12 protein-coding genes are annotated in these 13,580 nt (G+C 72.0%); 7 read left to right on the top strand and 5 right to left on the bottom strand.

Annotated features, from left to right (window positions below; translation table 11 throughout):
- The first annotated feature begins 68 nt into the window (after window positions 1–68).
- The 6 genes from K8640_RS32950 (at window position 69) to K8640_RS32975 (ending at window position 7,109) form a co-directional block, all read left to right on the top strand.
- Window positions 69–443, top strand: a complete 375-nt coding sequence (locus K8640_RS32950; protein ID WP_046716503.1) for a response regulator — start codon at window positions 69–71, stop codon at window positions 441–443.
- A 50-nt stretch (window positions 444–493) separates the two neighbouring features.
- Window positions 494–3,124, top strand: a complete 2,631-nt coding sequence (locus tag K8640_RS32955; RefSeq protein ID WP_223750694.1) for a chemotaxis protein CheA — start codon at window positions 494–496, stop codon at window positions 3,122–3,124.
- Window positions 3,121–3,720 carry a chemotaxis protein CheC gene (locus K8640_RS32960; protein ID WP_223750695.1) on the top strand — a complete coding sequence of 200 codons (600 nt, stop codon included), beginning with the start codon at window positions 3,121–3,123 and terminating at the stop codon, window positions 3,718–3,720. Before K8640_RS32955 ends, K8640_RS32960 begins: the two co-directional genes overlap by 4 nt.
- A 24-nt stretch (window positions 3,721–3,744) precedes the next feature.
- Window positions 3,745–4,497 carry a nickel pincer cofactor biosynthesis protein LarB gene (gene larB, locus K8640_RS32965; RefSeq protein WP_046716500.1) on the top strand — a complete coding sequence of 251 codons (753 nt, stop codon included), beginning with the start codon at window positions 3,745–3,747 and terminating at the stop codon, window positions 4,495–4,497.
- A gap of 5 nt (window positions 4,498–4,502) precedes the next feature.
- The gene (gene larC, locus K8640_RS32970) at window positions 4,503–5,675 is read left to right on the top strand and encodes a nickel pincer cofactor biosynthesis protein LarC (protein ID WP_223750696.1); all 1,173 of its coding nucleotides are present in this window, start codon (window positions 4,503–4,505) and stop codon (window positions 5,673–5,675) included.
- 141 nt (window positions 5,676–5,816) lie between these two features.
- On the top strand, window positions 5,817–7,109 hold the full coding sequence (locus tag K8640_RS32975; RefSeq protein ID WP_223750697.1) for an SH3 domain-containing protein: 1,293 nt from the start codon (window positions 5,817–5,819) through the stop codon (window positions 7,107–7,109).
- Window positions 7,110–7,270: 161 nt separating this feature from the next.
- On the opposite strand, the gene K8640_RS32980 is transcribed toward K8640_RS32975, so the two are convergent.
- From K8640_RS32980 to K8640_RS32990, 3 genes are all read right to left on the bottom strand, one after another.
- On the bottom strand, window positions 7,271–7,984 hold the full coding sequence (locus K8640_RS32980; protein WP_223750698.1) for a hypothetical protein: 714 nt from the start codon (window positions 7,982–7,984) through the stop codon (window positions 7,271–7,273).
- The gene (locus K8640_RS32985; RefSeq protein WP_223750699.1) at window positions 7,981–9,549 is read right to left on the bottom strand and encodes an AAA family ATPase; all 1,569 of its coding nucleotides are present in this window, start codon (window positions 9,547–9,549) and stop codon (window positions 7,981–7,983) included. The genes K8640_RS32980 and K8640_RS32985 overlap by 4 nt, the downstream gene beginning before the upstream one ends.
- A 95-nt stretch (window positions 9,550–9,644) precedes the next feature.
- Window positions 9,645–10,652 carry a Gfo/Idh/MocA family protein gene (locus K8640_RS32990; protein WP_223750700.1) on the bottom strand — a complete coding sequence of 336 codons (1,008 nt, stop codon included), beginning with the start codon at window positions 10,650–10,652 and terminating at the stop codon, window positions 9,645–9,647.
- Window positions 10,653–10,771: 119 nt separating this feature from the next.
- Here K8640_RS32990 and K8640_RS32995 point away from each other — a divergent pair, with 119 nt between their 5' ends.
- Window positions 10,772–11,485, top strand: a complete 714-nt coding sequence (locus K8640_RS32995) for a DUF2238 domain-containing protein (protein ID WP_223750701.1) — start codon at window positions 10,772–10,774, stop codon at window positions 11,483–11,485.
- Here K8640_RS32995 and K8640_RS33000 read toward each other — a convergent pair.
- Together K8640_RS33000 and K8640_RS33005 are read right to left on the bottom strand one after the other, a co-directional pair.
- Window positions 11,472–11,969 carry a hypothetical protein gene (locus tag K8640_RS33000; RefSeq protein ID WP_046716492.1) on the bottom strand — a complete coding sequence of 166 codons (498 nt, stop codon included), beginning with the start codon at window positions 11,967–11,969 and terminating at the stop codon, window positions 11,472–11,474. The genes K8640_RS32995 and K8640_RS33000 overlap by 14 nt on opposite strands.
- Before the next feature lie 149 nt (window positions 11,970–12,118).
- A complete protein-coding gene (locus K8640_RS33005; protein ID WP_223750702.1) occupies window positions 12,119–13,507 on the bottom strand; it encodes an ATP-binding protein in 1,389 nt (462 codons plus the stop codon).
- Between the last annotated feature and the right edge of the window lie 73 nt (window positions 13,508–13,580).

Genomic DNA, 13,580 nt, shown 5'->3' on the forward strand with positions numbered 1-13,580 from the left:
CCTGGAAAGCGCGGGTGCTAGTGTGCGCGCTCCTCTAGGCTAGGCGATTCGGAGGCGGAGTTCTTCACATGGCTAAGCGGGTCCTGGTCGTCGACGATGCCATCTTCATGCGCAACATGATCAAGGACATCTTCGCGTCTGGAGGGTTCGAGGTCGTCGGCGAAGCGGCCAATGGCCTGGAGGCCGTGGAGAAGTACAAGGAGCTCAAGCCCGACCTCACGACGATGGACATCGTCATGCCGTTCAAGAGCGGCATCGAGGCGACGCGGGAGATCATCAAGCACGACAGCAGCGCGGTGGTCATCATGTGCTCCGCGCTCGGTCAGGAGAGCCTGGTGATGGAGGCCATCGAGGCGGGCGCCTCGGACTTCATCGTCAAGCCGTTCCGCGCCGAGGACGTGCTGGGTGTGGTGAAGAAGGTCCTGGGAGTGGGAGGGGCGTGAGCGACGTCGCCCGCGGGCGGTCACTCGGCGCTTTCTGAACGAGGTCGGGCATGACGATGGACATGTCCCGTTACCTGGGCCTCTTCATCTCGGAGGCCACCGAGCACCTCGAGGCGCTCGGCAGGGACCTGGTACAGCTGGAGCGCGAGGGGTCCTCGAGCGCGGTGGACTCGATGTTCCGCCACGCCCACTCCGTGAAGGGCATGGCGTCGTCGATGGGCTTCGAGCCCATCGCGATTCTGGCGCACCGGGTGGAGGACCTGGTGGACGCCGTGCGGCAGGACCGCAGCCGGCTGGACCGGGACCTGGTGGACCTGCTGCTGAGTGCCTCGGACACGCTGCTGGCGCAGGTGCGCGCCGTGGCCGAGGGACATCCTCCGGATGAAGCCGCCCCGCTCCTGGCGCAGCTCGCCGCCCGCGTCACCACGATGACGGGCCACGCCCCCACCGCCACGCGCGTCGCCAAGGTGACCGTGCTCAAGCCGGAGGGCTCCGACGGTGGGGAGTCCTCGGGTGGCTCCGGTGGTGGCTCGGGCACGGCGGGTGGTGGCTCTGGCGCGAGTGGTTCGGGCGCGGGCTCGACGGGTGGCTCCGGCGCGAGTGGTTCGGGCGCGGGCTCGACGGGTGGCTCCGGCGCAGGCGGTGGTGGCGCCTCTGGCGCGGGCTCGACGGGTGGTTCGGGTGCCACGGGTGGTGGTTCCTCCGGCGCGGGCTCGACGGATGGTGGTGCTGGCGGGGGTGGCTCGGGCACGACCGGCGGCCCGGGGGCGGGCAGCAGGGGCGCGACGGGCGCGGCAGGTGGTGCGGGCTCGTCTGGCGGCGCGAGTGACGGTGCAGGCTCGACGAGCGGCGTGAGCTCGACGGGCGGCAACGGTTCACCGGGCGGCACGGCCAGTGGTCCAGCCTCTGCGTCCGGTGCCGCTCCCGGCACGTCCTCCCCATCGAACGGCCCCACGGGCACGAGCGGCGCGGACCTCGGTCCCCAGTCGCCGGTCCCCCCCCGACTGACCTCATTGGACCCGGGGGTCGGCGGTGTGCGCGAGGTGCTCGGCATCGGCGCGCCCGCGTCCTCTCCGCACGGCAACGCGTCCACGGGAGCCCCGCTCGGACTCGGTGACGTGGCGTTGAACGACCTGGGCACGGCGCTCAAGGCGGCCTCCACGGCGCCGCTGCCCGGCGAGCGCCCCGAAGGCGGCACGCAGCGCTGGGCGGTGCGGCTGCGCATCTCCCCCACGTGCCAGGTGCCCGGCGTGCGCGCCTTCCTGGTGCACAAGCGGCTCACCACGCTGGGCACGCTGGTGGACCTGCGGCCCGCGCTCGAGGAGCTCAAGGCCGGTCGCATCCCGGACGGCTACATCCAGCTGGAGCTGGAGACGTCCGTGGGCGAGGCGGGCATCCAGCAGTCGCTCAAGAACGTGGCCGAGGTGGACGTCGTCTCGGTGAAGCCCGCCGTGGCGGTCCCCCTCCCCGTGGTCGCCCCGGCGTCGGCGGCGGAGGCGGGGCGCGGCGTGGGCGCGGACTCCTCGTCGCGCACGGTGCGCGTGCGCACGGAGCTGCTCGACTACTTTCTCGACACCGTGGGTGAGCTGATGCTCGCCACGGCGCGCCTGCGCGAGGTGGGCAAGGTGCTGCCGGAGAACGTGCGCCCCGCGCTGGAGGAGGGCGTCTACCGGCTGCACACGCTGGTGAAGGACCTGCACGACAAGGTGATGACGGCGCGCATGACGCCGCTGTCGCTCATCACCGACCGGCTCCCCCGCGCGGCGCGCGACATCGCCCGGCGCAAGGAGCGCGAGGTCGACCTGGTCATCACCGGCGCCGAAATCGAGCTGGACCGCGCCATCCTCGACGAGCTGGCGGACCCGCTGCTGCACCTGCTGCGCAACTGCATCGACCACGGCCTGGAGTCGCCCGAGGAGCGCGTCGCCGCGAAGAAGGGCCCGCGCGGGCGCGTGCTCGTGGCCGTCAAGCGCGCCAGGGACCGCGTCATCATCGAGCTGGAGGACGACGGCCGCGGAATGAACCCCGCGAAGCTGAAGTCCGCCGCGGTGGCGCGCGGCCTGCTCACCCCGGAGGCCGCCGCGCGGATGACGGACCGCGAGGCCTTCATGCTGTCGTGCCTGCCGGGCGTGTCCACGGCCAAGGACGTGACGGACATCTCCGGCCGAGGCGTGGGCATGGACGCCGTCAAGCGCGTGGTGGAGAGCGTGGGTGGCACGCTCGAAATCGACAGCGAGACGGGCCGGGGCACGCGCTTCACGCTGCGGCTGCCGCTGACGGTGGCGGTGGTGCACCTGCTGCTCGTGGAGGTGGGCGAGGAGGTCTTCGGTCTGCCCATCGCCAAGGTGGTGGGCGCCACGGAGGCGGACAGCGACGCGCTCAGCCGCAGCCGCGAGACGGCGCTCCTGCCGCACGGCAACTCGCTGTTGCCCGTGCACGCGCTGGACTCGCTCGTCGGCGTGCCGGCGCCCGGCCTGCGCGGGGTGCGGCCCTTCGTGGTGATGGAGGGGGACTCCGGACGGGTGGCGCTGGGCGTGGACCGGCTGCTCGGCCAGGAGGAAGTGGTGCTCAAGCCGCTGTCGCGCCCGCTGGACCTGTTGCCCGGCCTCTCCGGGGTGACCATCCTCGGCAGCGGCCGTCCGGTCTTCATCCTGGATGTTCCGAGGTTACTGTCCGCGTGAGCCTGCCTCTTCCCAGCGATGCGCAGCTCGATGCCCTGCGCGAGGTGGCCAACATCGGCTGCGGCCATGCGGCCAACGCGCTCTCCCGGCTCATGGGCGGACGTCAGGTGGACCTGTCCGTCCCCCGCGTGGTGCTCACCGGCCCCGAGGACGCCGCGGGGCTGTTGGGCGGCGACGCGTCCGCGGTGGCGGCCTGGCTCGCCATCACGGGCGCCTTGAGGGGCGTGCTGATGCTGGCCCTGCCGGCCTCGGATGCGCAGGCGCTGGAGACGCTGCTGCTGGGCGCGCAGGAGTGCGGGCAGGCCGAGCGCGACAGCGCGGTGTCGGAGGCGGCGAACATCGTCGCGAGCGCGTGCCTGTCCGCCATCGGCAAGCTGACGTCCTGGCGGCTGATGCCGTCGGTGCCCACGCTGCGGCGGGCGAGCGCTCGCGAGCTGGTGGGCGCGGCGGTGGGGCAGGTGGAGGGCGACCCTGGCCGCGTGGTGGTGCTGGAGGCGCGCTTCATGGCGGCGGCCACGCCCCCGGTGAGCGGGCAGCTGTTGCTGGTGCTGGAGCGCGACAGCTCCCGGGCGCTCCTGGCGCGGCTGGGCGTGTAGCCCGTTTCGGGGTACAGGGGCGCCATGGATGAGAAGGCGCTGAAGCAGCTCCTGGGGAGCGTGAAGTCGGGCCGCGTCTCGGTGGATGACGCCGTGGGCAAGCTCAAGGACCTCCCCTTCGCGGAGCTGGGGTACGCGACGCTCGACACCCACCGCAACCTGCGCTTCGGCTTCCCGGAGGTGGTGCTGGGCGAGCCCAAGACGGTGGAGCAGCTGCTGGGCATCGTCGGCGCGCTGGTGGAGCGCAAGCAGACGGTGCTGGTGACGCGGCTGCAGCCGGACAAGGCGGAGGCGCTGGTGGCCCGCTTCCCCAAGGGCCTGTACCACCCGGTGGCGCGCATCTTCCATCTCAAGCAGGGCAAGGTGCGCGCGGGCCGCGTGGCCATCGTCACCGCGGGCACCAGCGACATCCCCGTGGCGGAGGAGGCCGCGGTGACGGCCGAGGCCATGGGCGCGGAGGTGCGCCGCGTCTACGACGTGGGCGTGGCGGGCATCCACCGGCTCTTGCGGCGCCGGGAGGAGATTCAGGAGTGCCACGCCGCGGTGGTGGTGGCGGGCATGGAGGGCGCGCTGGCGAGCGCGTTGGGCGGGCTCGTCGGCATCCCCATCGTCGCGGTGCCCACGTCGGTGGGCTACGGCGCCAACTTCAAGGGCGTGTCCGCGCTGCTGGCGATGGTGAACTCGTGCGCCTCCAACGTGGCGACGGTGAACATCGACAACGGCTTCGGCGGGGGCTTCTACGCCGCGCTCGTCTCGCGCACGAAGGGGCGGCGGTGAGCGGCATGCGGCGCATCCTCTACCTGGAGCCGGTGGGCGGCATCGCCGGGGACATGTTCCTGGCGGCGGGCATCGACCTGGGATTGGAGCCCGCGGCGATTGAGGCGGCGCTGCGGGGGCTGAGCGTCCCGGGCTGGAAGCTGGCGGTGAGCCGCGCGGTGCGCCACGCCATCAGCGGCACGCACCTGGACGTGGTGCTGGACGCGCGCGAGGCCCATCCGCACCGCGCCTACGCGGACATCCGCCGCCTCATCGAGTCCGCGTCCACGCTGCCGCCCCGCGCGAAGGAGCGGGCGCTCGCGGTGTTCCGCGCGATTGGCGAGGCCGAGGCGAAGGTGCACGGCGTCTCCATCGACGACATCCACTTCCACGAGGTGGGCGCGGTGGACTCCATCGTCGACATCTGCGGCGCGGCGGTGGTGCTGGAGCTCTTGGGTGACCCGGAGGTCCACGCGGCGCCGCCCCCCCTGGGCAGCGGCTCCATCCGCGTGGCGCACGGCATGATGCCCATCCCCGTGCCGGCCACGCTGGAGCTCTTGCGCGACGTGCCCGTGCGCTTCGAGGGCGTGGGTGAGCTGACCACGCCCACCGGCGCGGCGCTGCTCAAGGTGCTCGCGAAGATTGGCCACCCGCCCGACTTCATCGTCGAGAAGGTGGGCTACGGCGTGGGCACGAAGGACTTCCGCGACAGGCCCAACGTGCTGCGCGCGTCGCTGGGGCGGCTGGAGGACTCGCGCACCGAGGGCCTGTGGGTGGTGGAGGCCAACCTGGACGACGCCACGCCGCAGCTGCTGGGGCACCTGGTGGAGCGGCTGCTCGCGGTGGGCGCGCTGGACGCGTGGGTGGCGCCCGTCGTGATGAAGAAGGGCCGCCCGGGCCACCTCTTGAGCGCGCTGGTGGAGGGCGGCCTGCGCGACACCACGGTGGACCTGCTCCTGCGGGAGTCCACGTCCCTGGGCGTGCGCTACCACCGCGTCGAGCGTCAGGCCCTGGCGCGCGACTGGGTGGAGGTGCAGACGCCGTGGGGGCGCGTGCGCGTGAAGCGCGGCCTGCGGGACGGCGCCGTCCTCAACGCGCATCCGGAGTTCGAGGACTGCCGCCGCGTCGCCGAGGCCGCCGGGGTCCCCGTGAAGCAGGTGGTGGCCGCCGCCCTGGTGGCGCTCGGCCTCCCCTCCTGACGTGACTCAGCCCGCGTCCAGATGACGGATGAACGCCGGGCCCTGGTCATGCGAAAACATTTCGAGTAGAATGTTTTCAGCAGAGGGGGAAATTACATGACTGATGCAATTCGTAGGGGTCTGGGTCCTATCATCCGCACCGTGGCGAACGCCACTGTCCAGCAGGCGGTGCCGCCCGCGATGCAGCCGGCGGCCAAGGCGGTGGTGGACTTCGCGGTGTCCTCGTTCGAGCAGGGCAAGCCCGCCCGGGCTCCGGTGGCCTTGAACGTCATGCCGCCGCCGACGGTGATTCTCGGCAGCCCCACCGTCATCCCGCCTCCCGCCACCCCCGTCACCGCCGCCCCGGTCTCCGCGAACCAGGGGGATGGGCAGGTGCAGCCGGGGGACAAGCGGACGGTGACCACGGGGGATGACACGCTGAACCTCCGCCCCGAGGCGGGGACGTCCCAGAAGCCCACGGGCAGCTTCCCCTCGGGCGCGCGGCTGGAGGTGGCCACGCCGCCGGATGGCGGGTCGTCGGAGAAGAACGGCTTCATCTACGTGCGCGGGCCCGGCGGGGAGACGGGCTGGGTGAGCGCGGAGTTCACGCGGGAGCTGACGGCGGAGGAGGCCGCGCAGCCCGCCGCCACGGGTGGCATCACCACGCCGGCCGCCGCCGCGTACCAGAGCGTCTTCGTCAACCAGTTCGCCGCCGAGAAGGAGGTGGGCGGCGACGCCAGCAACGCCAACTGCGGACCTTCCTCCACGCTGACGGCGCTGCTCAACGAGGGGCTGGAGATTCCGGCCATCCCAGGCATCGAGCACAACGGCACCACGGGCGCGGACGTGCTGGCGGTGCGCTACTGGGGCAACCAGGCGGACGACACGGACAGCGACGGCGTCTACACGAAGGAGGACGGCACGCTGGCGTACTCGCTGGATGGGACGGGCAACGAGAACTCCACGTTCACCGGCTTCAAGGACGTGGAGAACGCGGTGGCCGCGGCGGGTGGGACGACGTCGAGCGTGGCCGCGAACTCGACGGCCATCATGACGGCCATCGACAACGGCAGCACCGTGGTCATCTCCGGCACCTTCGTGGAGAAGAAGCCGGCCCCGGAGGGGACGCCCGAGGCGCTGGTGAGCCCCGAGGGGAACCTCTACGTCGACAGCGACAATGACGGCGCGCCGGACCTGCGGAATGGCGTGCCCGACGAGTGGCACCAGAAGGCGGACACGTGGAAGGGCCAGCACGGCTCCACCCAGCACCTGGTCGCCGTGGTGGGCAGGACGCCCGAGGGCAACTTCATCGTCTGCGACCCCGCGCACACGAAGCCGACGGCGGCTCCCATCGAGCTGTCTCCCGCGGAGCTGGATGCCTTCATGCGCGGCAACGCCGGCGCCATCGCCGTCAACGGGGCGAGCACCCCGGAGACCGAGACCACCGGCGGGTAGTGCCCGTGTGAGCGCGACCGCTTCCTCGGTGCGAAGGGGGAGCGGTCAGCGCGAGCACCGCGAGGAACCGTGCGCACGCGGTGCCTCGCTGGCTCGACGGAGGCGCCAGCGGCGGCAGCAGTCGCGAGCGCGCTCCTTCTCCGGCTCGAAGAGGGCGGCGGTCAGCGCAGGCGCCAGCGGTGGCGCAACGCCGACCTGGGCACGAACAGCAGCACGAAGACGATGAGCAGCCAGGCGCCCACCACGCGGGTGTTGCCCGTCCCGAAGCGCATCAGGCCCGCGCACACGCCGACGCAGCCCGCCACCGTGAGGCACCGCGTGAGCGTGTTGGGCAGCAGCGCCAGCAGCCCCGTGCCCACGGTGGAGTGCCGCGCGAAGATGCGCCAGCCCCGGTAGGACTGCTCCTCGGCGCGCAGCTTCTCCAAGAGATACGCGTAGCGCTCCGAGTCCGCGCGGCGCTCCTGCTCCAGCCGTTCGAGCGCGCCCTGTCGCTCCTCGCCCAGTTCACGGGCGCGCGCCTCTCGCCGCTCCGCCGCGAGCCTGGCCCGATGCTCCAGTTGCTGCGGTGTCCCCAGGTCCGCGCCGCACTGCTGACAGAGCTTCGCGAAGCGACCGTTGTCGGAGTCGCAGATGGCGCAGCGCGGGAAATCCCAGGCCTCTTCCAGGCTCGCGGCGCGCGGCTCCAGCACCACGGGGGCCTCCGCCTTGAAGCGCTCCAGGTGGGCCTCGGGGACGTCGCCCTGGGGCAGCGCGCCGCGCTCGGCGATGTCCTCGAAGCGGCGGCCACCGTCCTGCAACTGGGAGGGTTGCTCGCGCTTCGAGCGCTCACTCCGGTCCTTCTCCAGGTGCAGGAAGCGCGACAGCTTGGGACTCATGGCGCCCTCTCGACCAGCGCGCCCGAGGACGAGGCCGGACGCGTGCGCCCCTTGGCCCAGTCGCGCAGGCGGCGAATCTCGTCCCGCATCGTCACCGACAGCGGGAAGGTGTCCCGCAGGGTGCGCACCAGGTGCTGCTGCGCCAGCTCGGAGTTCTCCGCGAAGGCTTCATACAGACCGGCCACCACCACCTGCTCGATTTCGGCGCCGCTGAAGCCCTGGGTGAGCGTGGCCAGCTCCGCCACGTCGAAGTCCGAGGGCTCGCGCTTCCGGCGTCGCAGGTGGATGCGGAAGATGTCCTCGCGCTCGGCCTGCTCGGGCAGGTCGATGAAGAAGATCTCGTCGAAGCGGCCCTTGCGCAGCACCTCCGGGGGCAGGCCCTCGATGCGGTTGGCGGTGGCGACGACGAACACGGGCGCCGTCTTCTCCTGGAGCCACGTGAGCAGCGTGCCGAAGACGCGCGCGGACACGCCGCTGTCCGCGGTGCTCGAGGAGGCCACGCCCGACAGCCCCTTCTCGATTTCGTCCACCCACAGCACCACCGGCGCCACGCCCTCGGCCACGCGGATGGCCTTGCGCAGGTTCTCCTCGGACGAGCCGATGAGCCCGCTGAAGATGCGGCCCATGTCCAGGCGCAGGAGCGGCAGGTTCCAGTGCGCGCTGATGGCCTTCGCGGTGAGGCTCTTGCCGCAGCCCTGCACGCCGAGCAGCAGCAGCCCCCGAGGCTCGGGGAGGCCGAATTGTCGGGCCCGCTCGCCGAAGGCCGCGGTGCGCTGGCTCAGCCAGGCCTTGAGGTACTCCAGGCCGCCCACGTTGCCCAGGGACTCCTCGGGCGGGTAGTACTCGAGCAGCCCGCTCTTGCGAATCACCTGGCGCTTCTCGTCCTGGATGCGCTTGATGTCCTCGGGGCCCAGCTTGCCGTCATGGGCGATGGCCTTGGCGAAGGCGTTCTCCGCCTCCGACATCGTCAGCCCGAGCGCGGCCTTGATGAGCTGGTCGGCGTGCTCGCGCGACAGCTCGATGGTCGCCTTGTTCGTGCGGCGCACCACCGCGACGATTTCCCTCAGGAGCTTGAGCAAGTCGTTGTACCCGGGCATGGGCACGTCGATGACGGAGACCTCCTTCTCCAGCTCCACGGGGATGAGCAGCGTGGGCGACAGGAGGATGAGGGTGGTGAAGGTGCTCTTGAGGAAGTGCGCCAGCTCCCGCAGGGCGCGCACCACGCCCTTCTCCTCCAGGTAGGGATGGAAGTCCTTGAGGACCACCAGCGCGGGCTCGCCCAGCTTCTCGATGGCGGCCAGCGCGTCGAGGGGGTTGCGCGTGTCGTCGGGCAGCGGCGCGGCGCGCGTGGTGCCGGAGGCGCGCAGGCCCTTGGTGATGGACCACTGGAACAGCGCCTTGCCATGCGCGCGCGCCAGCTCCGCGAGGATGGCGTCCACGCGGTGCTCCTCCCACGACACCAGGTAGAGCAGCGGGTAGCGGGCCCGCACGAGGATGTCGAGCTCCTCGAGCCACGGCTCGGCGGGACGGTGGGCGTTGGCGCTGCCAGGGGTGGGGGACGACATTCCCCCGCTACTCTAGTGGGCCCCCTCGCCAGACGAAAACGAGGGCCCCCTGCAATGGCTTGCGCCCGACAGGGGAGCGAGCGCGAGGGTGGGGGTCACCCGTGCTTGGAGGTGTGCGTCATGGGGACTCGACGCCCCTCGGAGTCGGAGCGGAGCGCCGCCGCGAGGACCTCCTGGACGAGGGCACCATCCTCCACGGTGGCGAGCCCGTCGCGAGGCGCGTGACCTCGCAGGCCGAGGAACCGGCGCGCGGTCTCCACGTGGGCCTGGGCCCAGGGTTCGAGCTGTCCGGGGTGGGGCTCGGCGCCGGGGGCGACGTCGCTCCAACCGCCGTGCTCGAAGCCTCGGATGGGGGAGATGCACCAGCCCTCGCGCGCGGGCACATAGCCCGCGGAGAAGCCCACCTCCCAGTCCTGGCCGAGCAGGCTCCAGCCCCCGTGGATTCCGGGCTCCGCGCAGGCGGCGTGGGTGAGGACGAGGACCGCGCCGTTGGAGAGCCCGACGTGCAGCGCGGCGGTGTGGATGGGGCGCCCGGAGAGCGTGGCCTGTACCCACAGCGGCGTCGCGTCCGTCAGCCACAGCGCGGCATCGAGGACGTGGGACAGGCCGCCCCAGTCTCCCGAGGCGTCCTCGACGTTGGATTCATGGCGCGGGACGAAGCCGGTGCGCAGCGTGACGACGAGGTGCTGCACCTTGCGTCCCGAGAGCCAGGACTTCAGCGCGCGTACGGGTGGCAGCATGCGATAGGGGAAGTTGACGGCGCTGGGGCTCGACAGGGCACGGGCGCGGAGGACGACGCGCCGCGCGTCCTCGACGGTGCGCGTGAGGGGCTTCTCGCACAGCACCGCGCGCCCGGCTTCGAGGGCCGTGAGCAGGTGCGTCGCGTGCTGTGCATCGGGGCTCGCGACCACGACAGCGTCCACGGCGGCACACAGCTCATGGACCTCCGTGGTGGCGAGGGGAATTCCCTCACGCTCGGCCACCGCGCGCGTGGACTCCGGGGAGCGGCCGCACAGCGCCACCACCTGCGCGCCCGCCGCGCGGAACGCGCCCACGTGCATGAGTCCCCACCGGGTGCCGATGATGCCGATGCGCGTCGTCATGCGGCGCAGCCTGCCAGAGATGACTCGCGAGCGACCCGGCGACGCCCGTTCCATCTCCATGCCATGCTGCGCCGCGCCCGTCCTCCCCGAGTCCGGACATGACCGAGCAAAGGCCCGCCATGCAGCCCGCAGTCCCGCTCGACGCTCCCGCCGTCGACAGCGTCGCGCCGTTCTATCCGCCCGTGCGAGGGTCCCGTGAGGAGGCGCGCACCCCGCTGCTGCTCGCGGCCGTGCTCGCGCCCATCCTCGTCGCCACGTTCTTCCTCAGCCCCGCCGGCAAGCTCAACTGGTTGCTGGAGGTGGGCCCCGGTCTCGCCGGCATGATGGCGCTGGCCGCCACGTTCCGCCGCTTCCCGATGTCGCGCTGGGTCTACGTCTGCGTCTTCCTGCACATCCTCGTGCTGACCTACGGCGGCTACTACACCTACGCGCTCACGCCCCTGGGCAACTGGGTGCGCGACGCGCTGGAGCTGTCGCGCAACCCCTACGACAGGCTGGGGCACTTCGTGCAGGGCTTCTTCCCCGCGTTCATCATCCGCGAGGTGCTGCTGCGCTCCACGCCGCTGCGTCGCGGAGGGTGGCTCAACTTCCTCACCGGCTCGGTGGCGCTGGCCATCAGCGCCTTCTACGAGCTGCTCGAGTGGTGGGCCGCGCTCGCGCTGGACCCGGCCGGCGGTGACGCGTTCCTCGGCACCCAGGGCGATATCTGGGATGCGCAGTGGGACATGTTCCTCGCCCTCTGCGGCGCCGTGCTGGCCATGCTCCTCTTCGGCCGCGCCCACCTGAGGAGCGTGGAGCGCCTGGTGACCCGCGCCCGCGTCACATCCACTTGAGCGAGTAGCGCTGCATCCCCATGCGAGGCGTCGTCTTCGCCTCGGTGACAATCTTCCCGAAGCCCATCAGGAAGCCCCGGAACGTCCCCAACAGCAGCGGGGCCGGCAGCCGCGAGCCGCTCTCCAGCTCCGCCGCCAGCGGCATGAAGGCCACCGTGCGCGCGCTGTCCGTCGAGGGCAGCCCCTTCACCAGTGAGCGCAGCACCGAGTCGAAGTCTCCGAACACCTTCTCCACCGAGTCGAAGCCCTTGGCCCGCGCCAGCGGCAACGTGCGCATCCCCGAGCGCTGGGCGATGGCCTCCACCGCCCGGTCTCCCAGCGACTTGTGCAGCTCGCGCATGATGTGCACGTAGTCCTCCCACGCGTACCACGTGTCGTCGCGCATGCCGTTGATGGTGCGCTGGTGCGTGGGAAAACGCGACGCCGCCGCCGTCATCGAGCCGAGGATGGCCTTGAACCAGGCGCCCTGGATTTCGCCGGACATGGAGTGCTCCCCCTGACGGGGACACACTCCACCTTCATGCCGCGCCCGGAGCCAGTCTCAGGCCTCCGCCTGCGTGCACGGCTCGACGCTCGCCGTGCGCTTCCGTCACCCGGTGGATGCTCCGCGCGTGCGCCGGATGACAGCCGCCCTCACGCCGGCAGCCGCACCTGCACCCGCGTGTGCCCCGGCGCGGAGAGCACGCGCACGTCCCCGCCATGCCGCTCGATGATGCGCCGGCTGATGTCCAACCCCAGCCCCGCCGCGTTCGGCTTCGTGCTGAAGAAGGGCTCGAAGATGCGCGGCATCAAGTCCTTCGGGATGCCGGGCCCGTCGTCCGCCACCTCCACCACCAGCCCCCGCGCCTCCGTCCACGTGCGCAGCCGCAGCGTGCCGCCCCGCTCCCCCAGCGCCTCCAGCGCGTTGAGCACCAGCTGCGTCCACACCTCGTCGAGCGCGTGGGCCTCCGCCTGGAGCTTCGGCGCGTCCGAGGCGAACTGCCGCTCGATGCGGACGTGGTCTCCCTCCAGCCGGTGACGCAGCGCCGACAGCGCGTTCTCCAGGCCTTCGTGGACGTCCACCTCGGAGGGTTGCGCCCGGTCCATGAAGCTGTAGGCCTTCACGCCCTCCACCAGCGCGTGCACCCGCGCGCTGCCGCGCTCCACCTCCGCCAGCAGCACGTCACCGCTCACCGCGGCCACCAACCAGGACAGCGTGTCGCGCAGCAGCGCCTCACCCACGCGGCGCGCCACCGAGTCCAGCCAGGCCACATCCAGCCCGGAGGCCACCAGCGCGGGCGCCACGTCCCACGCGTCCGTCATCCCGCGAAGCTCCAGCCACGAGCCGATCTCCTCCTCGCGCTGCGTGCGCGCGAGCGGCTCCAGCGCCGGCGTGGCCCGCGCGCGGTCGGCGGCCTCGCGGGGCAGGGCCAAGAGCGCCCCGCGCTGCGCGGAGGACAGCCCATGCTGCCCGAGCGCCATCGCCCGCGCGGACACCAGCCGCAGCGTGTCCCGCAGCCGCGACGCGCTCCGGTTCGCCGACGCCGCGGGGTTGCCCAGCTCCGGCGCGAGCCCCGCCACCATCTGCCCCGGCTTCAACGCCAGCGGCTGCTGCGTGGACACCACCTCCTGCGGCTGGGTGCGCTGGGCCGCGACCTCCATCAGCCCCCGGCTCAAGGACGGCGCCAGTCGCAAGAGCTCCCAGAAGGCGGCGGGCTCCAACCTCAGCAGGCGCACGTCCGTGTGCGCGTGCCCGGTGGTGGGGTAGGGCGAGTTCAGGAAGAGGATGAGCTCCCCGAAGATGTCGCCTGCCTCCAGCGCGCCGGTGGGCGTGTCCTGCTCGCCCACGCGGCGGGCCCACACCGTGCGGCCCTCGAGGATGATGGAGAGCCCGTCCGCCGGGTCGCCCTGCGCGGCGACGCGGGCCCCCGCTGGGAAGTGGAGCTGCCGCCCATGGCTGGCCACCCAGTGCAGTTGCTCGTCGCCCAGCCGGGAGAACAGCGGTACCCGGCGCAGCGCTGTGACGATGTCCTCGCTTCCCATGTCGCCTGGATGCTGCCTGGGTGGACGGAAGGGTGTCCATCTCCACCTGCACCCGAGGCCCGGAATCGTCCGA

The sequence above is a fragment of the Myxococcus sp. XM-1-1-1 genome (assembly GCF_020037095.1).
Lineage (GTDB): Bacteria > Myxococcota > Myxococcia > Myxococcales > Myxococcaceae > Myxococcus > Myxococcus fulvus.

Coding starts and splice junctions, on each gene's coding strand:
- K8640_RS32950 (WP_046716503.1), top strand. CDS start 69: ATGGCTAAGCGGGTCCTGGTCGTCGACGATGCCATCTTCATGCGCAAC.
- K8640_RS32955 (WP_223750694.1), top strand. CDS start 494: ATGACGATGGACATGTCCCGTTACCTGGGCCTCTTCATCTCGGAGGCC.
- larB (WP_046716500.1), top strand. CDS start 3,745: ATGGATGAGAAGGCGCTGAAGCAGCTCCTGGGGAGCGTGAAGTCGGGC.
- larC (WP_223750696.1), top strand. CDS start 4,503: ATGCGGCGCATCCTCTACCTGGAGCCGGTGGGCGGCATCGCCGGGGAC.
- K8640_RS32980 (WP_223750698.1), bottom strand. CDS start 7,984: ATGAGTCCCAAGCTGTCGCGCTTCCTGCACCTGGAGAAGGACCGGAGT.
- K8640_RS32985 (WP_223750699.1), bottom strand. CDS start 9,549: ATGTCGTCCCCCACCCCTGGCAGCGCCAACGCCCACCGTCCCGCCGAG.
- K8640_RS32990 (WP_223750700.1), bottom strand. CDS start 10,652: ATGACGACGCGCATCGGCATCATCGGCACCCGGTGGGGACTCATGCAC.
- K8640_RS32995 (WP_223750701.1), top strand. CDS start 10,772: ATGCAGCCCGCAGTCCCGCTCGACGCTCCCGCCGTCGACAGCGTCGCG.
- K8640_RS33000 (WP_046716492.1), bottom strand. CDS start 11,969: ATGTCCGGCGAAATCCAGGGCGCCTGGTTCAAGGCCATCCTCGGCTCG.
- K8640_RS33005 (WP_223750702.1), bottom strand. CDS start 13,507: ATGGGAAGCGAGGACATCGTCACAGCGCTGCGCCGGGTACCGCTGTTC.